Raw genomic sequence first — 17,516 nt, 5'->3', positions numbered from 1 at the left:
GCAATCTATGGAATCGCGTATCAGTCGACCTTGAATAGATAAGGACTCAATGTCTTGGCCGACATGGCAACATGATCTCCCGGCTTAAGCAAGGCAGCTTCGTCGTCGGAAACCAGCACTTCCAGAATTTCCTGCCCTACCAGCAGCGTCACGATATGCACGACTTCCTCCTGGCGCACGGCCAGGACTTGCGCTCGCAAATTGAGTTGTCCCGACAAACGGTTTTGCAGGAACACTTCGGCCGGCGAGCCGGACGCAAGAATGCGACCCGCTTCTAACTGCATCACATGCTGCGCCAGCTTGAATACTTCGCCGATGTCATGGCTGACCAGCAGCGTCGTCAGGCCGAAGCGGCGGTGCAGCGCAGCCAGCTCGTCCTGCAACTCGGCGCGCAGCCGCATATCCAGCGCGGACAGCGGTTCATCGAGCAAGAGCAGGCGTGGCCGGCGTGCGACGGCGCGGGCCAGCGCCACGCGCTGCTTCTGACCGCCCGACAAGGTGGCCGGCAAGCGCGCCGCCAGCTGCGTCAGGCCGGTCAATGCCAGTAATTCGTCGACCCAGGCATCGTCGCGCCGGTCGAGCGCATAGGCGATGTTGCCGCGCACGCTAAGATTGGGAAACAGCGCGTAATCCTGGAACAGGAAACCGATCGAGCGTTTTTGCGGCGGCAGATTGATTCCAGCCGCACTGTCGAACCAGATCGTGTCATCAACGACGATGCGTCCGCTTGCCGGCCTGGCAAGACCCGCGAGCATGCGCAGGATGGTGGTCTTGCCCGCGCCCGAGGGGCCGAACAGTGCAGCGAAACTACCGCTGGCAATACGGGTTTCGATCGACAGTTGCCATGATCCACCAGCGCCATGCAGCGTATGCGCGAGGGTGATATCTATCATTCAGCCCCCGGCCTTGACCAGCTTCTTGTTCACGATATACACGGTCAGAAGGATCGCGAAAGTCACAGTGAATAGTACCGCCGCATAGAAGTTTGCCGCCGCATAGTTCAGGCTTTCCACTTCGTCGTAGATGGCGATCGACGCTACCTTGGTCACTCCCGGGATATTCCCGCCTATCATCAGGATGACGCCGAATTCGCCGACGGTGTGGGCAAAACTGAGCACCACGCCCGACAGCAGCGCGGGCTTGATGTTGGGCAGCAGCACACGAAGCAGGGTGATCGTATCGGACTTTCCCAGCGTACGCGAGGCTTCCATCAGCGATGCGGGTAATGCCTGCAAGCCGGCCTGTATCGGATGGACCATGAATGGCAGGCTGAAGATCACGGACCCGATCACCAGGCCAGCGAAGCTGAACACCAGCCGTACATGAAACCATTGTTCCAGCCACTGGCCGAAGGCGTTCTGTGGACTAAAGGCCAGCAACAGGTAAAAGCCGAGTACGGAAGGCGGCAGTACCAGCGGCATGCTGATCAGGGTTTCGATGACAGGCTTGAAACGCGTGCGCGTGTTCGCCACCCAGTAGGCAAGAGGAATGCCGATCACGAGCAGGATCAACGTCGTCAGCGCGGCCAGCCGGAAGGTCAGCAGCAATGGCTCCCAGTCGTGGTTCATGCTTGCGGCTCCGGCACCAGCGTCATTTCATTCGCCTTGATGAGTGCCTCGACCGCATCGCCAGGCACGATGGCCAGTGCTTGTGCCGAGCGGGTGGTAATCAGGGAAATCACTTCATGTCCCCGGAAATCCAGTACCACCTTGCTCATCAGGCGTCCCTGTTCGATGGCGGTCACGCGGCAGGCGAGTCGATTGCGCATGCTGATCTGGCCGGCAAGGTCTTTTGCCAGCGAGACTTCGGCCTCCTTGAACAACAGGGTCACAGGCATGCCAGCTTGCCAGCTTGCCGTTTCATTCCCGGTACCGATCAGCATGGCGGTGAAGCACTGATCGGCGGCCACCGCATCGACCAGCGCGATGCTGCCGTGCCGGTCGATCGCGGCGATATGGCCGGGCAGTCGGTTCACGGCAGGATATATCCGTAACGTTCAAGAATGGCCCGCGCGCTTTTCGACAGCACAAAGTCATGAAACTGTTGCGCAAGCATCGAATTGTTTTTCTGGCCATGCTTAAGGATCACGATGCCTTGGGCGATCGGCTGGTAAACGTCCTTGGGCAGTTCGATCCACTTGCCCTGGCCTTTCATTTCCGGCGATACGACGACCGACTTGGCGGTGAAGCCGGCTTCGACTGCGCCGGAATGGATGTATTGATTGGTTTGCGCGATGCTTTCGCCGAACACCAGCTTGTGCTTCACGGCTTGCTCAAGTTGCAGAGACGCCAGCGCCTTCATCGCTTCACGCCCGTAGGGAGCGGTCTTCGGATTGGCAACGGCGATCTTGTTGACGCCGGGTCCGGCAAGGACGGTCTGCCAACGGTCCAGGTCCAGATCCTTAACTGTCCATAACACGAGGGCGCCATGCGCATACACTTTGGGCGGTGCGATGGCGTGGCCTTCCTTGTACAGCTTTTCCGGATACTCCATATCGGCCGACAGAAAAACGTCGAAAGGTGCACCGTTGGCAATTTGCGAAAAGAATTTTCCCGACGAGTTAAAGACCGGCTTTAGGTCATGACCGGATTCTTTCTTGAAGGCGGCTTGCAGATCATCGAATGCATACTGCACATTGGCAGCAACTGCCACCGTCAAGGTATCGGCATGCGCCATTGCATGCGAGAGGAACATTGCAGCGATAAAGAGACTAAAGCGGATCATGGAATATGTAGGTTCAAGTTGCTGGGCGGGCGACGTCTCATTGTGTTTGCATTTGCACTGCAGAGAGAGTGGCGCTGCGCATACTTGCTATATGGCACGCCATATGCCGGTCGATTGTATCACCGTTGTCACTATGGCTAGCCCCCTGATACGGTGACCATAAAGCGAAGGTGTCGGAGCCTGACTGACTGCAGCTTATCCTGTGTTGGATGCGATCCCACAATAGTCTTCACGCATACCTCACCGCCCTTGGCACTGGCCGCGATTTCAGCCCGCCGGCTGCCGATCTGGCCGGCAATGGTCAAGGATATGGCGAATTGGCACGCTCTGTGCGTTGCCTTCATCAAGCATCGCACGATGCCCGAACCGACTCTCAAACTTTTATATTATGGAGAATAGTGATGAACGCGCTGACGATTAAAGACCTGCCCGTAACTGAAGACCTGGATGAAAAGGCGATGGTGTCTCTATGCGGTGGCAGGGGGAGGACGCCGCAGCAAATACTTGCATGGGAACTCACCGGCAAGCCGGCGACATGGCAGGGATTGGTCCTCGGAGACGACGGCAGGTTATATCCGCCGATGATCTGACGGCCAACCGGCACGGGGCCGCCGGAGCTGCGCCTCTGCTGGCACAGTTCCGGCGTTCCCGGGATGAGGGTTGCTTAATCTATCGGCGTCCCGCGCAATCGAGCGACATCGATCGGTGATACCAGGTCCCCCTTATTCCCCCAGGCGGTGCGGATATAAGAAACGACGGCAGCGACTTCGGTATCGTCCAATGCGACTGAATATGGCGGCATGCCATAGGGGCGCGGATTTCCCGCTGTACTCGGCGGATATCCGCCATTGAGCACGATGCGGATCGGATTGACTACCGATTGCGCCGCCAGCGAAGGATTGCCTGCCAGAGCGGGATAGACCGATGGCGCACCTTTTCCATCTGCCTGATGGCATTCCGCGCAGTGCTGTTCGTAGAGTTTCGCTCCTTGCCGCAATATTGCCTGGCGATCGCCCGAGGTGCGGGCCGTCTCTCTATTCGCACCGCTTTTTGTCTTGGGTACGTCCTTCAGATACGTCGCCATCGCATGGATGTCCGTGCTCGTGAGATGCTGCAGACTTTCACTGACCACCTCGGCCATCGGACCGGATACGGCTCCTTGCCGGGAGACGCCGGTCTTCAGCAGATCTTCGATGTCTTCGACCTTCCAGTTTCCCAGCCCATGTCCGGCATCAGATGTCAGCGATGCGGCATACCAGTTCAGCATCGGGATCATGCCGCCGGCAAGATTGCTTTCGTTGATGCTACCTCCCATGGCATTTCGGGCGGTATGACAGGCCGCACAGTGCCCGAGACCCTGGACCAGATATGCGCCCCTGTTCCACGTCTGGCTTTGTTCGGCTTGTGACTGATACGTGCCGGGGGTGAAGTAGAGCGTGCGCCAGAAGGCCAGCAAGATGCGCTGGTTATAGGGAAACCGCAAATCGGGAGTCTTGCTTTCCTGCTTTACCGGCGCGACTGTCCGCAGGTATGCGTACATCGCATCCGAGTCTTCCCGCGTGACCTTGGTGTAATCAGGATAAGGGAACGCCGGGTAAAGGAAGCGTCCATCCTTCGACTTGCCGTTATGGAGCGCCCGCCAGAAATCGTTCGATGTCCACGTGCCGATGCCGGTATCCTCATCAGGCGTAAGGTTGGACGAATAGATCTTGCCGAACGGCGTGGCAATTGCCCGGCCGCCGGCATACGCTTGCCCGCCGCGGACGGTATGGCATGCCATGCAGTTGCCGGCGCGCGCAAGATAGGCCCCGCGCGCAAGCTGCCCGCTCGCATCCGTAACCGGCACACTTGCCTGGTCGCTGCCGGGTTCGTGCAAGACTTGAATGCCGATGACAAGAGCAGGAACAAGAACTATAGCGGCAAGAACCAGAAATAAGATTCGCTTCATATTGCATCCGTAACTATTGAGCACTGCCGCAAGGGATGGGCAGCTTGATCGACGCCGCCGGCGACGGTGCCATGTCGCCTGGTATCGGCTGCGAGGCTAGCCACGACGAAACGGCAGCAATGTCGTCCGGACTGATTTGCTTGCTGATCTGCGACATGCAGTCGGGCGCGGCAGCCTTGCGCGATCCGTTCTTCCAGGCGCCGAACTGGGCATTGAGGTAATCCCGCGGCAAGCCGACCAGACTTGGAATTGCCGGAAGAACGCCGGTAAGCTTTTGCCCGTGACATGCGATGCAGGCAGGGATGCTTTTTGAGCGATCGCCGGACATCACCAGCATCCGACCACGTTCCAGTATCGCAGGGGGGACATTGGCAGCCTGCGGCGGTGGATACGGAAGATGCAGGGCAGAGAAATACTGTGAAATCTCCATCAGATAGTCGTCAGATAAATGCGCGACCATGTAGGTCATCAGCGGATATTGACGATGCCCTTCCCGGAAGTTGATCAGCTGGTTGTATAAGTAACCCGCAGGCTTTCCTGCAATTCTCGGGAAGTAGCCGTCGCTGGTCGCGCGTCCTTCTTTGCCATGACAGGCGGCGCAGGCCATCGCACGCTGCGCAATGGTGTCGGGTACCTTGGCCTGCTGCGCTGATGCAAGTCCGCACGCCGACAGCAATGCAGTCAACACCAGCTTCCCCGACAGCGTCACAAGGCTGCGCGCTCCGACTCCGGCATGCGCCGCCCGGCCGTGAATTTTTATTAACGTTGTTTTCATAAGATCCGAATAGTGACGGAGTTGCCGCTGCTTCCGCTTCCCGATGTGGCTGAGCCTTGTGCGGCAGTTTTAATTTCGGAACGATTCTGCACTGCATCGGACGAGCATGACAGTGTCAGTAGGAGAGATTTTTTGCGTAGCAGTCCGAATCTGATCCTGAAAATTCAGCTGGCTGCTATGCGCTGCAAGCAGATGAAACGACGTCCAAGCGCTCAATATGGTTAGTGAACGGAAAAAGCACTATTGCTAATCGGTCAACCCACAACTGCTATGGTTTTTTTTCGCTGTACTGAATCTGTTTTTGACGGCGCCAAACATTGACAATCTGTGTGACAGAACGGCGAGCGCTGACAATTGCGTTTGCCGCCGCGTTGTGTGCAACACGCAATTGGCTGGTGAAGCCCTTAGGTGAGATCAATGTATCAATACGATGAATATGACGAAGTGCTGGTCAGAGAGCGTGTATCGGAATTCCGCGACCAGGTCGCCCGCAGATTGTCTGGTGACCTGAGTGAGGAAGAGTTTTTGCCGCTTCGCCTGCAAAACGGCCTGTACAACCAGAAGCATGCCTACATGCTGCGGGTGGCGATTCCGTACGGGGTGCTGTCGTCCGCACAGCTTAGAATGCTTGCCCATATCGCACGCAGATATGACCGGGGCTACGGCCACTTTACGACTCGCCAGAATATTCAGTACAACTGGATCAAGCTGGAAGAAGCGCCGGATATTCTTCAAGAGCTTGCCACCGTACAGATGCATGCGATTCAGACATCCGGCAACTGTGTGCGCAACATCACCACTGAACAGTTTGCAGGCGTTGCCGCAGACGAGATACTTGACCCGCGTCCGCTTGCCGAAATCCTTCGCCAGTGGTCAACGCTGAATCCGGAATTCGCATTTCTTCCACGGAAATTCAAGATAGCGCTCTCTGCGTCGAAAGAAGACCGTGCGGCAGTGAGGATGCATGACGTCGGCGTTTACATGCATCTGAATGCGGCTGGCCAGAAAGTCTTGCGCGTATTTGCCGGAGGAGGCCTTGGCAGAACGCCGATTCTCAGTTCGCAAATACGCGATGACTTGCCATGGCAACATCTGCTGTCCTATGTGGAAGCCATCCTGCGTGTCTATAACCGTTACGGGCGCCGCGACAATAAGTACAAGGCGCGCATCAAGATACTGGTCAAGGCGCTTGGCGTGGACGCTTTCGCTGCCGAGGTCGAACAGGAATGGCTGCATCTCAAGGATGGCCCCTCCACACTTACCGAGGATGAATACGAGCGGGTTGCGCATTTCTTTCGGCAGGAGCGGTACGAGCAGGTGGATGCGCACGACCCCACGTTCGAGCGGCAGCTCGCGGACAACAAGCGCTTCGCGCAGTGGGTAAAGCGCAATGTGCGGGAACATAAAGTTCCGGGTTATGCATCAGTGACGCTGTCGACCAAGCCGGGAGCCGGCGTACCGCCCGGTGATGTGACGGCCGAGCAAATGGAGCATATCGCCGCATGGGCCGATGAGTTCGGTCTCGGCGAAATCCGGATCGCGCATGAACAGAACGTGATTCTGCCGGACGTACGCTTACGCGATCTGCATGCGCTCTGGTATCGCGCTGTTGCACAAAACCTTGCCACGCCCAATCTGGGTCTGCTCACGGATATCATCGCCTGCCCCGGCGGGGACTATTGTTCGCTCGCCAACGCCAGATCGCTTCCGATAGCCGAATCCATTGCGCGGCGTTTCGACGACCTCGATTTTCTTTGCGACCTCGGTGAACTGTCGCTCAACATATCCGGCTGCATCAATGCATGCGGACATCATCATATGGGAAACATCGGAGTACTCGGTGTCGACAAGGATGGCGAGGAGTGGTACCAGGTCACCATCGGTGGCGCGCAGGGCAACGAGTCAGCGCTTGGCAAGGTCATCGGTCCCTCGTTCCGGGCGGAGGAAATGCCTGGCGTAATTGAACGGCTTGTAGAAACCTATTGCCAGGTGCGGGTGGAGGGCGAAGCTTTTATCGATACGCTCGCCCGGGTCGGAGCCGAACCCTTCAAAGCCAATGTTTACCATCATGCGGTATAAAGACAGATCAGTTTTGCGATGCCAAAGATAATCAGGATTAATGCAGGTGTTCCACAAGTGATGGACGACGACTGGGAGCTGGTAAGAGCGGCTGAACTTGCCTCCGCATGCGAGCCGCATCGCAAGATCGTGCCGCTCTCTTATTTTCGGAGCATGCTTGAAGAACATCGTCCATCAAATATTCAGGCGGTATGGATTTCCCCGGACGACGATTTTGAATCCCTCGTCCCTGAACTAAGGTCGATGAAAGTCATTGCTGTTGACTTCCCGACGTTTCGCGATGGTCGAGGCTACAGCGTCGCTACCTTATTACGTTCCAGATACCAGTGGGACGGAGAGCTGCGCGCGATCGGCGATGTATTGCGTGACCAGCTTAACTATATGCGCCGCTGCGGATTTGACTCCTTTGCCGTGCGTGCGGATAAGGACATTGACGATGCAATCAAAAGCTTCAACCATTATTCGGTGAAGTATCAGGGAGCGGTCGATGATCCGCTACCGCTGTTCCGACGCCGTGGCGGACTTTGACTTTGATTAAATTTACTTTTCGCATTCATCTCACATCGCCCTGGTCGGCGAGCACAAGGTACCAACATGTCAGACAAAGCTATCAACAAGGCAACCGAGCGATCATTCATGGCCACGATGGTGGCGATTGCCTGGTCTTTTATCGGCTTGCGGAGAAGGAAAGATTTTGACGAAGACGTTGCAGGAGGCATGAATCCTCTCTACGTTGTCGTCGGTGCGCTCATGGGAGCCGCCATCTTCGTGGCCACCCTCATCTTTTTCGTGAAGCTGGCGGTCTCTTGACAAGGCATTTCCGCCAACCGCGCGGGCAGTGTCGTATTTCACGATAATAGCCATATCAGATTATTATTGGCCGGGGAGAAACCTCGCTTGCGACTTTGCCAATCCGGGCACAATAGGATGGCCGGCAGCCTTTTTAACGATGCAGGGATTCCATGAAACGCTATGAATCGTTGGCTGAGGAAATTGCGCAGTCGATTCGTTTAGGAGTGATGAAGCTAGGCGACCGGCTTCCGTCGGTGCGGCAGGCAAGCGTCAGCCGGGGCGTGAGTCCTTCCACGGTATTCGAGGCGTATTACCTTCTGGAAGCGCGGGGATTGATCCGGGCGCGCGAGCGATCCGGGTATTACGTTATCGCAGGAGCGAAAGCAGGCCTGCCGGAACCCGAAATTTTTTTACCGCCGGACAACGAAACGACCACGGTCGATATCAGCGGACTGGTATTCGAAATCCTGGAATCCACCAAGACGCGAGACATCGTTCCTTTCGGGTCTGCCTTTCCCAGCCCGCTGCTGTTTCCACTGCCACGCCTTGCACGTTCGATGGCGTCCAGCGTACAGGAAATGGACCCATGGAGCACGGTCGACGATCTCACTCCCGGCAATGGCAAGCTGCGTCGCCAGATCGCACTGCGCTACCTGGCCGACGGATTGCATATACATCCTGATGAAATCGTCATCACCAACGGTGCACTGGAAGCATTGAATTTATGTCTCTCGGCCGTCGTTCGTCCCGGCGATGCCGTGATCATCGAATCGCCTACCTTTTACGGGGCCTTGCAGGCCCTCGAGGGCCTGGGCCTGCAAGCGATCCAGGTGCCGACGCATCCGCGCGACGGAATTGACCTGGCGGAACTGGCCGCTGCGTTGAAGCGCCATCAGCCCAAGGCATGCTGGCTGATGACCAATTTCCAGAATCCTCTTGGCAGCCTGATGCCGGATGAGAAGAAAAAGGCGGTGGTGGAACTGCTGGCATCGCATGAAGTGCCGCTGATCGAGGACGATGTCTACGGCGAACTTTACTTCGGAAACAAACGCCCGGTACCCGCCAAGGCCTTTGACCAGAAGGGCCTGGTAATGCATTGTTCGTCGTTTTCAAAATGCCTTGCGCCCGGCTATCGGGTGGGATGGGCGATACCCGGAAAATTTACCGAGAAGGTGGCGAGACTGAAGCTGACCCGCACCCTGTCCGCGTCGGCGCCGGCGCAGGCCGCCCTCGCGGACTACCTGACCAAGGGCGGCTACGACAAGCACCTGCGCCAGCTTCGTCATGCCTTGTCGGTGCAGCAGAGCGCAATGATGCAAGCGGTCATGCGTCATTTTCCCCCTGGTACGAAATCGACAAAACCTTATGGCGGTTATTTTCTCTGGGTCGAACTTCCGCATACCGTGAATACCCTGCAGATCCATCGGCAGGCGCTTTCGCTCGGAATCAGCATTGCACCTGGACCGATGTTTTCGGCGCGCCGCGAGTTTACGAACTGCCTGCGTTTGAATTATGGCCATCCCTGGAATGCGCAGGCTGAATCGGCGATCGCAACATTAAGCCGCTTGATTGCGTCGAATACAGGCAACGCCAGCCATTGATTTCAAACCGCTCCGCTTGGCCGCTGTCGCCTGAATCTGCTACGAACTCGTTAGCACATATTGATCACGCGAACAAAATCGAACACCGCAGCAGGCTTGAGCAAAACGTCAACGGCCCAGCTGCCGATGATCACGGCGGCCACTGCAAGCAGCACGGCATGTCGCCAGGAGTTGTCCATCGGTTTTCCTTTACGCCAGCGCGGCATTGTTGCGGACGATTTGCCGGTCATTGATGGGCACATGCAGCAGCGCTGCCAATAGACCGAGGAGTATCGAGCAGATCCACATCAGGTCATACGATCGCGTTGCATCGAATACCAGGCCGCCCAGCCAGACACCGAGAAAGGAGCCGATCTGATGTCCGATAAAGACAAAGCCGAAAAGCGTTGTGATGTATCGCACCCCGAACACCTGCGCGACGATTCCGTTGGTCAGCGGCACCGTGCCCAGCCAGCCGAAACCCATGATGAATGCAAATGTATAAATCGTTATTTCGCTGACCGGTAACAACAGGAAAACGGTCGTCGCCGCCGAGCGCAACACATATACCCAGGCGAGCAGATATTTTTTCCGAAAACGCCCGCCCAGCATGCCCCAGATATAAGTCCCGGCCACGTTGGCGAGTGCAACAAGCGATAGCGCAACGACGGCGGTATTTCCCGCCAGGCCTTTGTCGAGCAGATAGGCGGGAAGATGATTCGCAATGAAGGCGAGTTGAAATCCGCATACCAGAAAGCCGGCATTCAGCAGCCAGAACCCGCGATGCGCAAAGGCTTCGCTTAACGCATGCCGGAGCGACTGTTCCGGTTGACCTGTCCGCTCCTCGGACCGGTCATTGAGCATCGCCGACGCAGGCGCGGCCACGGTCAAGAGAATCGCCATGACGATCAGCGCACCCAGCCAGCCGAATTGCTCCATTGCGCTCTGGGCGCCTGGTACCATCGCAAACTGGGCCAGCCCTCCGATCGCGCCTGCCAGTCCAAGAGTGGACGCACGTCGCTCCGGCGTTACGATGCGACTCAACGCACCATAGACAACGCTGAACGAGGTTGCCGACAAGGCGATACCGATCACCAGCCCCCCTGACACGGCAAGCTGGAACGGAGTGCCGGCATGCGCCATGCAATACAGCCCGGCGCCGTATAACAGACATCCGGCGAACAGTACTCTCACCGAGCCGAAGCGGTCGGCAATCATGCCGGTAAATGGCTGGGCAATACCCCACACCAGGTTCTGCAGCGCGATCGCGAAGGCAAAGGCTTCGCGACTCCATCCGCGCTCGGTCGTCATCGGAAGCAGGAACAAGCCCAGGACATGCCGCACGCCTAGCGCAAGGCCCATGATGATGCCGCCGCATACAATGATGCCGAATGGGTTCTTCAAGAGTTTGTTCATTGTCCCACCTGTGAAAGCAGCATGGTTCTGACTTCCAGGAAATTGCCTTGCGCGCTCGCGGCCATCGCGATTGCCTCTTCCAGCCGATCATTGCCCCAGAACATCTCGTCGCCGACCAGGAATGTCGGTGCGCCGAATATGCCGCGCGCCCGCGCTATTTCGGTATTGCGGCGCAAACGCGCCTTGTTTTCTTCGCTCGTTGCTTGCCGGATGACGATGTCGGGCTCCGGCACGAGGGCTTCAAGCGCATGCCTCACGTTCAACACCTCATTGATGTCCAGGTCGTTCACCCAGTTCTGCACCATGACGTTTTTGCAGAATTCGGCAATCCATGGTTCGCCGGCCGAGCAGGCCGCCACTCTCATCGGCAGTACCGCAGCGCGCGGAAAGGCGGAGGGCTTGTTGAAGGGCAAGCCGTATTTCCGCGCTTGCCGCTCCATGTCTCGCCAGACATAGTTACCCTTTTCAGCTTGCAGGACGAATGGCGAAGAACTCCATCCCAATTCACGAAATATCGGCCCCAACAGAAATGGCTTCCACTCGAGCGCGACGCCCGCTCTGCGCGCCAGTTCTTCGATGCGCATGGTCGCCAGGTAACTGTAGTTGCTGCCGAATTCGAACCAGAATTCGAGGCGAGGCGGACTCGCAAGTGTGTGCGCCGTGTTCAATATGTTCTCCTGCTGTAATAGGGACGATGCGGCGTATGCACCGACGCGCTTTTCATGCAAGCAGGACGAGACAGCGCGCCTCGATGCTTTGGCGTGGCAAGGCGTCCGCCGGTGCGGTCGGGTCATCGAAGGCGCTATGGGGCGTCATGCGGGCAGGCTGGTCAAGGCGCGAGTCATAGGTCTTGAAGACGAGCATCTCGCCCGGCGTCATCGACGGGTAATAGAACCAGCGATGGGCATCCGAGTACCGGGCCAGGTAGATTTCGCCGGTGCGGGTCGGATAGATGAGGTCGCCTTCTACCCAGTCTTGTGAAGGAAAACTTCTCGCATCGCAGAGCGCCAGCGGGGTATCCATCACCGGATATCCCACCGGACGCCAGAAGTTCAGGATGAGAAACGGGGTGTCGGGCGCAGTCTCTGGCAGTACTGCCTGACACCGTTTCGGCCCGGATGTTTCGGTGTAATCGTTATGGACCCGGCCCAAGGCCGAAGGCCGCGTGCCGCCGCTATCGCGGCCGAACGAAGCGGTTGGCCTGGTCGCGTCGCGCCGCCGCACCAAGTGGTCGAAGACGACGGCCCGCGTTCCGCCGGTAAGCTTCAATGCGTGTTCTTCCAGCTCGCGATAGTAAATATTCTGTATCTGCCGCTCATCCTCAAACCAGGTTTGAGCGCTTGGCGCTGCCAGCAATGCAAAGCCATTCAACTGCAGCGAGAATCCGGATGATAGAGGACGGACATCATGGATCTTGCACTCGACGCGGTCATACGCGGCGTTTTCCCACGGCACTCCTGCGGGCGGCTGGAACATGTAATTGCATGGCCTTTTTCCAGTCGAAGCAAGGTAGCCGAGTTTTGCCGTAACGTATGGCTCATGAAGGTCGCGTTTCATCGGTAGTGCCTTTCCCGGGGTCTATTCCCTTAGAATGCGTTATCTGCTTTTCTGTTGCCCATTCTGGTTGACTGCGCATGGCGGCACAAACGCTGTTTTTGCATGACTCACATGAAAAAAACGCATGGATAACAATCTGTTGAACTTGCCGCCGCTGGATGCGATGCGCGGCTTTGTCGCCGTTGCAAGGCGCATGAGTATCACGCAGGCAGCCCAAGACCTGTGCCTGACGCAATCGGCGGTAAGCCGGCAGATCCAGTCTCTGGAAGAGCATTTCGGCACCGCCTTGTTCCTGCGCCGGCATCGCGCGCTCATCCTCACCGAAGCTGGGGAGCAATTGCTTCGCATCGCGTCGCCATGGCTGGACCGCCTGGGAGAATTCGACCGGTCCTTGCGCCAGAAACAACGCATGCGTCCCGTCACGATAAGCGCCAGCATTGGCGTCACATCCTTATGGTTGTTACCGCGCCTTGGTGCATTTCAGGCGATGCACCCGAATATGGATATCCGTGTCGCCGCACATAACCAGTTGTCGGACCTGGAGCGTGATGGCGTCGACCTGGCGATTCGCTACTGCCGCGAAGCCCAGGCGCCGCGTGGGGCGCTGCGTCTGTTTGGCGAGCAGATCGTGCCTGTGGCTAACAAGGCAATTGCTTCGGCGGCGTTCAATGCACCGGGCGGTCTGCTGCAGCAAGTTCTGCTCGAATACGACGAGCGTGCCCGGCCCTGGTTGCGCTGGGAAGACTGGCTGCGCGCCCAAGGCATGGATCCTGCCGAGGCGAAGGCTTTCCTGCATTTCAATCAATACGATCAGGTGATACAGGCAGCGCTGGAAGGCCATGGCGTTGCGCTGGGACGCATCGCGCTCCTGCTGCCATGGCTGAAGGATGGGCGTCTGGTCACCTATCCGGGCAGCGACATTGAAACAAGCGATTACGCCTATTGGTTGATCGAAACCGCGTCCTTGCGGCCCGAGGTAGAGGTTTTCCGCGACTGGATCCTGGAAGATGCCGTGCGCATATCCGAGGATATTGTTCGGCTGAGGTAACTCTTATCTTGCAGGGCACTCAGTCGCCTGCGTCCATCTAATACCAATCAAACATGGGATTGGTATTAGATGGTTATTGATTGGATCGCTGTAACTGCATCGAGACAGCGAACCGTTCAGATGGATGCACACTGACGGACATTTCAAATACTTGCCCTCCCGCGTCTTGATACCAACGTATGATTTTCAAGGCCGGTGCATTCGGCTCGGCCTGAAGCAAAGGCGCCATATTTTCCGGTACTGCTACCGCACGGATTTCCTGACGAATCTGGGCAATGCGACGCCCGTAGCGCTCCTCGATCATTGAGCTAATCAGGGTATCCGGCGACTTCCGAATTAATTCCCCAATCTCGGCGTACGCCGGTTCGATATAGACGTCCGTCCATCCAACCGGCGGCCTGTCATTCGCATCAATGCGCAGGCTCGATATCCGCAGCCACTTGCTCCCACTGTCGCAGGTCAATTCCTTGGCTAACGCTCCCCGAATTGTCGTCTCTTCAACGGACAACACCTTCCTGATGTGCTCGCTGCCGAACTGCACCAGATCATCTATCGAGGAAAGCGTCGGCCGAAATTCATTGGTAGGCCGGACTGCTTCCACCCGTGTGCCCACATTCTTACGCCGGGAGACCAGGCCCAGTTGCTGGAGTTCGTGTAATGCAGCACGAATAGTGTGACGACTCGTTTTGTAGTGGTCACACAGTTCCATCTCGGTCGGCAACAGCGAACCGACTGGAAATTGACCAGCGGCAATGCCTTCAGTTAAATGCCGCGCGATGTCTGCGTAATGGAGTTTTGTTGGAAGTTTCATAGGTGCAATAGGCATTTTAGTACAAATAATCGCTTGCACCATATGTCCGGACATATTATATTTGATATGTCCGGACATATTAACGGCCTGTTGAGGCCGGACCACATTCCTACTACTACATATGCGAGACATTCATGCTCTCAAACACTCAAGCATCCGCAAGCACCGTCGTCGATTCCATCCTGTTCCGCGATGCCTTCGGCACGGCCAACATGCGCGGCATTTTTTCTGATCGCGCTCTGATTCAACGTTATATCGATGCCGAAATTGCTTTGGCGAAAGCCGAGGCCCGCGTCGGCGTAATTCCGAAAGAAGCTGCCGACGTGATCGCTCGCGAATCAAAGATTGAGCGCATCGACTTCGACCATATGCGTGAAGAGACGGATATCGTTGGTTATCCGATTCTTCCTCTAGTGCACCAACTGGTGGAGATGTGCGGTGACGCTGGCCGTTACGTGCATTGGGGCGCAACGACTCAAGACATCATGGATACGGCAGTGGCGCTGCAAGTTCGGGATGCCCTGGATGTCGTAGAAAGCGACATCCAGGAATTACGGAAAATTCTTGCGGACCTGGCGGTCACGCATCGCGACACCCCTATGGCGGGCCGTACGCATCTTCAACAAGCGCTACCCGTCACCTTCGGATACAAAGTCGCTATCTGGCTGGCCATGTTCGACCGCCATCAGCAGCGTCTTCAGGAAATGCGTCCACGCGTCTGCGTTGTTGAGTTTGCCGGTGCGGCTGGTACGCTGGCGTCGCTTGGCGAGAAAGGCTTTGACGTACAGCGAGCGATGGCTGAAGAGCTCGGCCTCGGGGTGCCGGCAACTACCTGGCATGTGGCACGCGACGGCTTTGCAGAAGCAGTCAACCTCTTGGCACTGGTCACCGGTTCATTGGGAAAAATCGCTGTTGACATCATGATCATGGCATCCACCGAGTTCGCCGAAGTGTACGAGCCATTTGTAAAAGGCCGCGGTGCTAGCAGCACAATGCCCCAAAAGCGCAATCCGATTTCCAGCGAATTGATGCTTGCCGCGGCAAAAGCCGTGCGCCAGCACGCAGGTTTGATGGTGGATGCGATGATTCAAGACTTCGAACGTGCTACCGGCCCGTGGCATGCGGAATGGATCGCGATTCCGGAAAGCTTTATCCTCACCGCAGGTGCGCTGCATCAGGCGAAATTCGCCCTGGGCGGACTTATCGTCGATACCGATCGCATGAAAACCAACCTTGGGATCAGCAAGGGCCTCATCGTTGCCGAAGCGGTAATGATGGGAATGGCTCCCCATACCGGGCGACAACAGGCGCATGACATCGTCTATGACGCCTGCCGTTCTGTGAATGAGAAGGGAGGCACGCTGGCCGATGCATTAATGGCTATGCCGGAAGTGACCAAGCATTTTGACCGCGCCACGATTGAGCGCCTGACTGATCCTGCGAATTACCTTGGCCTGGCTCCGCAAATGGTTGATCGAGCCATCGACCTGTCAAAGCGTCTGTAATTCAGATTCCGCAGTAGAGGAAACATCATGAGTAATGAAGCGATGCGGGCCGATTACGCGATTGCCCCGCCAAAGAAATTGCCTTGGTATCGGAAACTCGGCATGCAGGTTCTGCTGTCGCTAATCCTTGGTATCGCAGTTGAACTGGAAGATGGCAACCTTCTTCCGGAAGACATGAGCGACGCCAACCTACATCCGGCTGGAATCCAGCTTCGATAGTTGTAAAGCATCACAAGCCTTTTTACTTATTCCGTTCCAATTCAAGGAGACAACGATGTTGAAGAACGCCCTTTTTGCTTCCGGCCTGATCGCGCTCGCGAGTACTGGTTATGCCTATGCCCAAGAGTATCCGGCCAAGCCGATCACGATGGTCATGCCTTATTCCGCTGGTGGTCCAGGAGATACGCTGGCGCGTCTGGTGGCGCAGAGTATGACTAAAACGTTGAAGCAGCAGGTCTTGATCGAAAACGTTGCCGGTGCCGGAGGGACGATTGGGTCCGGTCGTGTGGCGAACGCTTCGCCGGATGGCTATTCGCTTCTGATGATCCATGTCAGCCACGCAACCAACCCGGCTCTGTATCCAAAGCTGCGATATGACTCCATTAAAGACTTCGAGCCAATTGGCCTGGTTGCCGATCTGCCTATGGTTTTTGTTGCGAAGAAGGATCTGCCGCCAAAGGATTTTAAAGGACTGATTGATCACGTAAAAACCAACAAGGACAGGGTCAACTATGGCCATGCCGGTACTGGATCAGCTTCGCACCTTTGCGGCTTGTTGTTCTTCAGCACAGTACAGACGACCGTGACCACTGTGCCGTATAAAGGGTCCGGCCCGGCAATGAACGACATGCTGGGAGGGAACGTCGACTTCATGTGTGACCAGACAGTCAATGTCGTATCTCATCTAAAATCCGGAAAGATCAAGGGCTATGCTGTGGCGAGCAAGGAGAAGTCACCCGCACTGCCGGATCTGCCAACCGCCAGTGAATCGGGTCTTCCGGGTTTTGAGCTGAATATCTGGTATGGGGTATTTGCGCCAAAAGGAACACCGAAACCTGTCGTAGATAAGCTCGTTGCAAGCTTGCAGGAGGCCATGAAGGATCCGACCGTGAAAGCACGGTTCGCAGATTTGGGCGCAACACCAGTATCTGCCGAGCGTGCCAAACCTGAAGCCCTACGCACGCTGCTGAAGTCGGAAATTGACAAGTGGGGGCCGATCATCAAGAAAGCAGGAGTTTACGGCGAATGACCCGGTAAAGATTACCGTGCTTTCGATACTCA

20 protein-coding genes are annotated in these 17,516 nt (G+C 56.7%); 9 read left to right on the top strand and 11 right to left on the bottom strand.

Translation table 11 applies throughout. The annotated features are described in order from the left end of the window. Positions 1 to 20: 20 nt before the first annotated feature. The 4 genes from D3871_RS17085 to modA are packed head-to-tail and all read right to left on the bottom strand — an operon-like array spanning position 21 to position 2,724. The gene (locus D3871_RS17085) at positions 21 to 893 is read right to left on the bottom strand and encodes an ABC transporter ATP-binding protein (protein ID WP_119770319.1); all 873 of its coding nucleotides are present in this window, start codon (positions 891 to 893) and stop codon (positions 21 to 23) included. After that, entirely contained in the window at positions 894 to 1,568 is a 675-nt protein-coding gene (gene modB, locus D3871_RS17080; protein ID WP_119770318.1) for a molybdate ABC transporter permease subunit, read from the bottom strand. It abuts the gene before it with no gap. After that, positions 1,565 to 1,975, bottom strand: coding sequence for a TOBE domain-containing protein (locus D3871_RS17075; protein WP_119770317.1), 411 nt, complete (start codon positions 1,973 to 1,975; stop codon positions 1,565 to 1,567). The genes modB and D3871_RS17075 overlap by 4 nt, the downstream gene beginning before the upstream one ends. Further along, complete coding sequence (modA, locus tag D3871_RS17070) at positions 1,972 to 2,724, bottom strand: molybdate ABC transporter substrate-binding protein (protein WP_233575685.1); 753 nt, start codon at positions 2,722 to 2,724, stop codon at positions 1,972 to 1,974. Before modA ends, D3871_RS17075 begins: the two co-directional genes overlap by 4 nt. Positions 2,725 to 3,125: 401 nt before the next feature. Here modA and D3871_RS17065 point away from each other — a divergent pair, with 401 nt between their 5' ends. After that, positions 3,126 to 3,314: a hypothetical protein gene (locus D3871_RS17065; RefSeq protein ID WP_119770316.1), complete on the top strand. Its 189-nt coding sequence runs from the start codon at positions 3,126 to 3,128 to the stop codon at positions 3,312 to 3,314. A gap of 74 nt (positions 3,315 to 3,388) precedes the next feature. Here the strand turns inward: D3871_RS17065 and D3871_RS17060 are convergent, their stop codons facing one another. Then, a complete protein-coding gene (locus tag D3871_RS17060) occupies positions 3,389 to 4,672 on the bottom strand; it encodes a cytochrome c (protein WP_119770315.1) in 1,284 nt (427 codons plus the stop codon). Positions 4,673 to 4,685: 13 nt separating this feature from the next. Beyond that, entirely contained in the window at positions 4,686 to 5,447 is a 762-nt protein-coding gene (locus tag D3871_RS17055; RefSeq protein ID WP_119770314.1) for a c-type cytochrome, read from the bottom strand. Between the two features lie 417 nt (positions 5,448 to 5,864). Here D3871_RS17055 and D3871_RS17050 point away from each other — a divergent pair, with 417 nt between their 5' ends. The 4 genes from D3871_RS17050 to D3871_RS17035 all read left to right on the top strand — a co-directional run bounded on the left by D3871_RS17050 (position 5,865) and on the right by D3871_RS17035 (position 9,919). Continuing rightward, the gene (locus D3871_RS17050) at positions 5,865 to 7,526 is read left to right on the top strand and encodes a nitrite/sulfite reductase (RefSeq protein WP_119770313.1); all 1,662 of its coding nucleotides are present in this window, start codon (positions 5,865 to 5,867) and stop codon (positions 7,524 to 7,526) included. An 18-nt stretch (positions 7,527 to 7,544) separates the two neighbouring features. After that, a complete protein-coding gene (locus D3871_RS17045; protein ID WP_119770312.1) occupies positions 7,545 to 8,054 on the top strand; it encodes a DUF934 domain-containing protein in 510 nt (169 codons plus the stop codon). 66 nt (positions 8,055 to 8,120) lie between these two features. Next, the gene (locus D3871_RS17040; RefSeq protein ID WP_119770311.1) at positions 8,121 to 8,336 is read left to right on the top strand and encodes a DUF2970 domain-containing protein; all 216 of its coding nucleotides are present in this window, start codon (positions 8,121 to 8,123) and stop codon (positions 8,334 to 8,336) included. A 152-nt stretch (positions 8,337 to 8,488) separates the two neighbouring features. Next, positions 8,489 to 9,919 carry an aminotransferase-like domain-containing protein gene (locus D3871_RS17035; RefSeq protein WP_119770310.1) on the top strand — a complete coding sequence of 477 codons (1,431 nt, stop codon included), beginning with the start codon at positions 8,489 to 8,491 and terminating at the stop codon, positions 9,917 to 9,919. 50 nt (positions 9,920 to 9,969) lie between these two features. On the opposite strand, the gene D3871_RS31385 is transcribed toward D3871_RS17035, so the two are convergent. From D3871_RS31385 to D3871_RS17020, 4 genes are read right to left on the bottom strand one after another with little or no spacing between them, the layout of a single operon-like run. Further along, positions 9,970 to 10,098, bottom strand: coding sequence for a hypothetical protein (locus D3871_RS31385; protein ID WP_274381755.1), 129 nt, complete (start codon positions 10,096 to 10,098; stop codon positions 9,970 to 9,972). Between the two features lie 10 nt (positions 10,099 to 10,108). Beyond that, the gene (locus D3871_RS17030; protein WP_233575684.1) at positions 10,109 to 11,314 is read right to left on the bottom strand and encodes an MFS transporter; all 1,206 of its coding nucleotides are present in this window, start codon (positions 11,312 to 11,314) and stop codon (positions 10,109 to 10,111) included. After that, positions 11,311 to 11,982 carry a 2-hydroxychromene-2-carboxylate isomerase gene (locus D3871_RS17025; RefSeq protein WP_233575683.1) on the bottom strand — a complete coding sequence of 224 codons (672 nt, stop codon included), beginning with the start codon at positions 11,980 to 11,982 and terminating at the stop codon, positions 11,311 to 11,313. Before D3871_RS17025 ends, D3871_RS17030 begins: the two co-directional genes overlap by 4 nt. Positions 11,983 to 12,034: 52 nt before the next feature. Next, positions 12,035 to 12,871, bottom strand: a complete 837-nt coding sequence (locus D3871_RS17020; RefSeq protein WP_119770308.1) for a CmcJ/NvfI family oxidoreductase — start codon at positions 12,869 to 12,871, stop codon at positions 12,035 to 12,037. A 124-nt stretch (positions 12,872 to 12,995) separates the two neighbouring features. Here D3871_RS17020 and D3871_RS17015 point away from each other — a divergent pair, with 124 nt between their 5' ends. Further along, the gene (locus D3871_RS17015; protein ID WP_119770307.1) at positions 12,996 to 13,919 is read left to right on the top strand and encodes a LysR substrate-binding domain-containing protein; all 924 of its coding nucleotides are present in this window, start codon (positions 12,996 to 12,998) and stop codon (positions 13,917 to 13,919) included. A 73-nt stretch (positions 13,920 to 13,992) separates the two neighbouring features. Here D3871_RS17015 and D3871_RS17010 read toward each other — a convergent pair whose 3' ends face one another. Beyond that, a complete protein-coding gene (locus D3871_RS17010; RefSeq protein WP_119771401.1) occupies positions 13,993 to 14,730 on the bottom strand; it encodes a GntR family transcriptional regulator in 738 nt (245 codons plus the stop codon). A gap of 134 nt (positions 14,731 to 14,864) precedes the next feature. Between D3871_RS17010 and pcaB the strand changes: the two genes are divergently transcribed. Genes pcaB through D3871_RS16995 form a run of 3 tightly spaced genes read left to right on the top strand, consistent with a single transcriptional unit; the run spans position 14,865 to position 17,484 of the window. After that, positions 14,865 to 16,235 (top strand): 3-carboxy-cis,cis-muconate cycloisomerase, encoded by a 1,371-nt coding sequence (pcaB, locus tag D3871_RS17005; RefSeq protein WP_119770306.1) that lies wholly within the window; start codon positions 14,865 to 14,867, stop codon positions 16,233 to 16,235. A 27-nt stretch (positions 16,236 to 16,262) separates the two neighbouring features. After that, positions 16,263 to 16,454: a hypothetical protein gene (locus D3871_RS17000; protein WP_119770305.1), complete on the top strand. Its 192-nt coding sequence runs from the start codon at positions 16,263 to 16,265 to the stop codon at positions 16,452 to 16,454. A gap of 55 nt (positions 16,455 to 16,509) precedes the next feature. Then, complete coding sequence (locus tag D3871_RS16995) at positions 16,510 to 17,484, top strand: tripartite tricarboxylate transporter substrate binding protein BugD (RefSeq protein WP_119770304.1); 975 nt, start codon at positions 16,510 to 16,512, stop codon at positions 17,482 to 17,484. Positions 17,485 to 17,516 lie beyond the last annotated feature (32 nt).

Origin of the sequence: Noviherbaspirillum saxi (assembly GCF_003591035.1) — a bacterium.
Classification (GTDB): domain Bacteria; phylum Pseudomonadota; class Gammaproteobacteria; order Burkholderiales; family Burkholderiaceae_D; genus Noviherbaspirillum; species Noviherbaspirillum saxi.
Note: the sequence above shows the minus strand (reverse complement) of the source record. Positions and strands in the feature narration are given on the sequence as shown.